Here is a 3,150-nt window from a genome sequence, read left to right on the forward strand (position 1 = left end):
ATCCTGAACCGGGTGGCCCGTCCTCGACACGAGAACATCATCACCCGCTCCATCGAGCATTATACCGGGGTTCGGGTTCTGGGGGCCCTTCCCCGCATACGTTTTCCTTTTCCGGAAAGGCATCTCGGTCTCGTGCCCTGGCAGGAATATCAGGCTACCGAGGAATTTCTGGAGGTTCTGGAGGGGATCTTCTTCGAACATCTGGATCCGGATCCCCTGATAGAGATGGCCAGACAGGCTCCGGAGATCGAACTTCCGGAGGAGGAGAAAGCCCTTCCCCCGATTTTGAGCGGGGTTCGCATAGGGGTTATCAGGGATCGGGCCTTTCAGTTCTATTATCCCGAGAATCTGGAGGTTCTGGAGGCCCTGGGGGCCAGGTTGATCTTCCTGGACGCCCTGCGTGATTCCAGGCTACCTCCGCTTGAGGCCCTTTATATCGGCGGAGGGTTTCCGGAAACCCAGGCCGAAGCCCTGGGCGAGAATCGTTCCTTTCTTCAGGATGTGCGCGAGGCCGGAGAGGGTGGTCTTCCCATTTATGCCGAATGCGGGGGGCTGATCTATCTGGGGGAGACGGTATCCTGGAAGGGGCGCACCTATCCCCTGTGCGGTCTTCTGCCTCTGGATTTCGAGATCAAACCCCATCCCGTGGGGCATGGCTATACGGTGGTCCGGGTGAAGGAGGAGAACCCCTTCTATCCCGCGGGGACGGTGCTTCAGGGGCACGAATTCCATTATTCCCTGCCCCGGCTGCGGGAGGGGCGTGAGCTTCGTCTGGTCCTGGAGGTGGAGCGAGGTTTCGGCTTTGACGGGAAGCGGGACGGAGCGGTTTACAAACGGGTTTTCGGCACTTATACTCATCTCCATGCTGCCAGTACCTTTCTATGGGTGGAAGGGATGCTTCGGGCCATTCACGGAGAGGGGTTCGGTTTTAAAGGATGGAAGCCCTCGCCTTCTCCGGAAGGGTGGGCAGATCCCATGCCAAAAACTAAATAAGGAGGTTGGTTATGTTTGAGATCACCATCAATTACGACACCTGCGACGCGGATCAGGAGTGCATCAACGCTTGTCCGGCCCAGGTTTATGACGAGGGCGAGGACGGGAAGCCGGTTGTGGCCCGTCCCGAGGATTGCCTGGGGTGTGAGACCTGTGTGGAGGTCTGCCCCACCGGTTCCATTACCGTTCAGGAAGTCTAGAATCCAGAGCAGGGGGGCGAAGGCCCCCCTTTCTTTACCCCTTGTATCTGGCCCGTAAACGCATCGTAGGCGGTTTCGAGTATTATCTCCGGATCTCGGTCAAGGAAGGAAAGATATGGCGTTCCCGGGATCTCCTGTGTCTGGGGGAGGACCCTTCCCTTTATCTTCGTTATCCCGGAGGGAAGGCCTTCTACGTGGATGAGTCCCTGGAGGAGGCCTTAAGGGCCCAGGGGATCGAGACGGATCAGTGGGAGCTGGAGGAGATCTTTTTCCGGTTTGTGCGTCCGGAGATCCGGGAGTATCTGCGTCCCTACATCTATCGTTCCCGTCCTTCCGGCGAACGGCTGGAGCGGGAGGAGGCCCTGCGGGTTCAGGCCCGGATTCATCCCTTTGACCGACGCCGGACCATTTTTCTGAAGTTCGGAGGGCCCAGGTCCGAGACTTTGCTCAAGCGCCCGCTGCCTTTTCTCTATCGTATGCGGGACAGGAGTCGGGACGAGATAGAACAGCTTCTGTGGACCCAGGAAGACCGGCTGCGTCCCCGGGAGATAGTGCCCTATATTTACTATGCCTTTGCCCTGGCGGAGAAGTTTCCCTCCCTTCTTACCCGTCATCTTCCTGAGGCCCGTCTTCAGGAGGAACTGGATCAGGCCTTTCTGGAGGCTCTGTGCGATCTGGCTCGGGACGAGGAATACCGGATGGGGTTGAGCGAGGAGGAGGTGCTGCGGGAGTATCTATCCCGGTATGTAATTCTCTATTTTGATGCCACCGAGACCCAGCGAAGGATCTTTGAGGAGCGGCGCCGGGGGATCTGGGCTCGGAGAGAGGCTATCGTTCGGGCGGCCCGTTATTTCGGTCTTTCCCCGGAGGCCCTGGAGAGGATGTCTCGCCGGGAGATTCTGGCCCTCTTCCGGGCCCGGGCCAAGTCCCTTCATCCGGATCGCGGAGGAGACAAGGAAGCCTTTATCCTTCTGCGCCGTATTTTCGAAGAACTCATGGAGGCCCTGGGTTATCGACGCCGGGGCTAAAATTCCTCTACCTGAAGACCTTCCCTGGCCGCCAGCTCCTGCAGGGCCTGAAGATAGGCCTGATAGGCCTGGTCTCCCCAGAGGACCATACGCACCAGCCGGGGCAGGGGGTTTTCGCGGAGAAAAGAGAGGATGGTCCTGAGAGCGATAGGGGCCGCCTCCTCCAGAGGATATCCGTAGGCTCCGGTGGAAAGGGAGGGAAAGGCCACGGAGGAAAGCTTTAATTCCGCGGCCCGTTTCAGGGACTCGCGGTAGGCGCTGGCCAGGAGATCGGCTTCACCGCTCTTTCCGTCGCGGTAGATGGGCCCCACGGCGTGGATGACATAACGGGCCTTCAGACGCCCGGCCCCGGTGACCACCGCCTGCCCGGTGGGGCAATGTCCGATCTTGCGGGCCTCTTCGGCGATGGAAGGACCGCCCTTGCGGTGAATGGCTCCATCCACCCCTCCCCCGGGAATGAGACGTTCGTTGGCCGCATTAACAATAGCCTCGGTGTCCTGTTCGGTGATGTCCCCCTGGATAAGCTCCAGGATTTTATCCTCCAGCCTTACCCGCGCACCCATCTCCCCCTCCGTCGGAGTTTTGACTATATTATACCCTGAAATGGTCCGCATGGGCCGTCTTTCCTTTTGCGGCCGTTCGGTGGTGGTCCTGCTCGAGGACAACCGGATAATCCGGGTGATCCTGGGAGAGGCTACCGGGCTGTCCTTTCCCGAGCTTTCTCCTGCGCACCTCAGGCCCGTGGAGGAAGAGTTCCGGGCCTATTTTGAGGGGGAGCGGTCTTTTCCCGACCTCCCGTTTAGACTGGAGGTATCCCCTTCGGCCCGGAGATGTCTTTATCTTCTGCGGGAGATCCCCCGGGGGGAGGTAAGGACCTACGGCTGGGTGGCCCGGAGGATGGGCTATCCCCGGGCCGCGCGGGCCGTGGG

The 3,150-nt window shown here is 59.8% G+C and carries 4 protein-coding genes and 1 pseudogene; 4 read left to right on the plus strand and 1 reads right to left on the minus strand.

Translation table 11 applies throughout. From position 1 onward, the window contains the following. The 3 genes and pseudogenes from F8J34_RS08370 to F8J34_RS08380 all read left to right on the plus strand — a co-directional run. Nucleotides 1–993: pseudogene (locus tag F8J34_RS08370) on the plus strand (hypothetical protein); the annotation flags it as partial. Between the two features lie 11 nt (nt 994–1,004). Further along, complete coding sequence (locus tag F8J34_RS08375) at nt 1,005–1,193, plus strand: ferredoxin family protein (protein ID WP_168718899.1); 189 nt, start codon at nt 1,005–1,007, stop codon at nt 1,191–1,193. Nucleotides 1,194–1,234: 41 nt separating this feature from the next. After that, the gene (locus F8J34_RS08380; protein ID WP_297058266.1) at nt 1,235–2,221 is read left to right on the plus strand and encodes a hypothetical protein; all 987 of its coding nucleotides are present in this window, start codon (nt 1,235–1,237) and stop codon (nt 2,219–2,221) included. Here the strand turns inward: F8J34_RS08380 and F8J34_RS08385 are convergent. Then, nucleotides 2,218–2,784: a macro domain-containing protein gene (locus tag F8J34_RS08385; RefSeq protein WP_297058269.1), complete on the minus strand. Its 567-nt coding sequence runs from the start codon at nt 2,782–2,784 to the stop codon at nt 2,218–2,220. The two genes, F8J34_RS08380 and F8J34_RS08385, sit on opposite strands and share 4 nt — an antisense overlap. 49 nt (nt 2,785–2,833) lie before the next feature. Between F8J34_RS08385 and F8J34_RS08390 the strand changes: the two genes are divergently transcribed. Next, the coding region (locus F8J34_RS08390; RefSeq protein ID WP_297058272.1) for an MGMT family protein at nt 2,834–3,150 on the plus strand (317 nt) is incomplete at its 3' end.

It is taken from the genome of Thermosulfurimonas sp. (genome assembly GCF_015491435.1).
Lineage (GTDB): Bacteria > Desulfobacterota > Thermodesulfobacteria > Thermodesulfobacteriales > Thermodesulfobacteriaceae > Thermosulfurimonas_A.

What these genes read in the sequence shown, in the direction of transcription:
- F8J34_RS08385 (WP_297058269.1), bottom strand. Translation starts at nt 2,784, where the DNA reads ATGGGTGCGCGGGTAAGGCTGGAGGATAAAATCCTGGAGCTTATCCAG.
- F8J34_RS08375 (WP_168718899.1), top strand. Translation starts at nt 1,005, where the DNA reads ATGTTTGAGATCACCATCAATTACGACACCTGCGACGCGGATCAGGAG.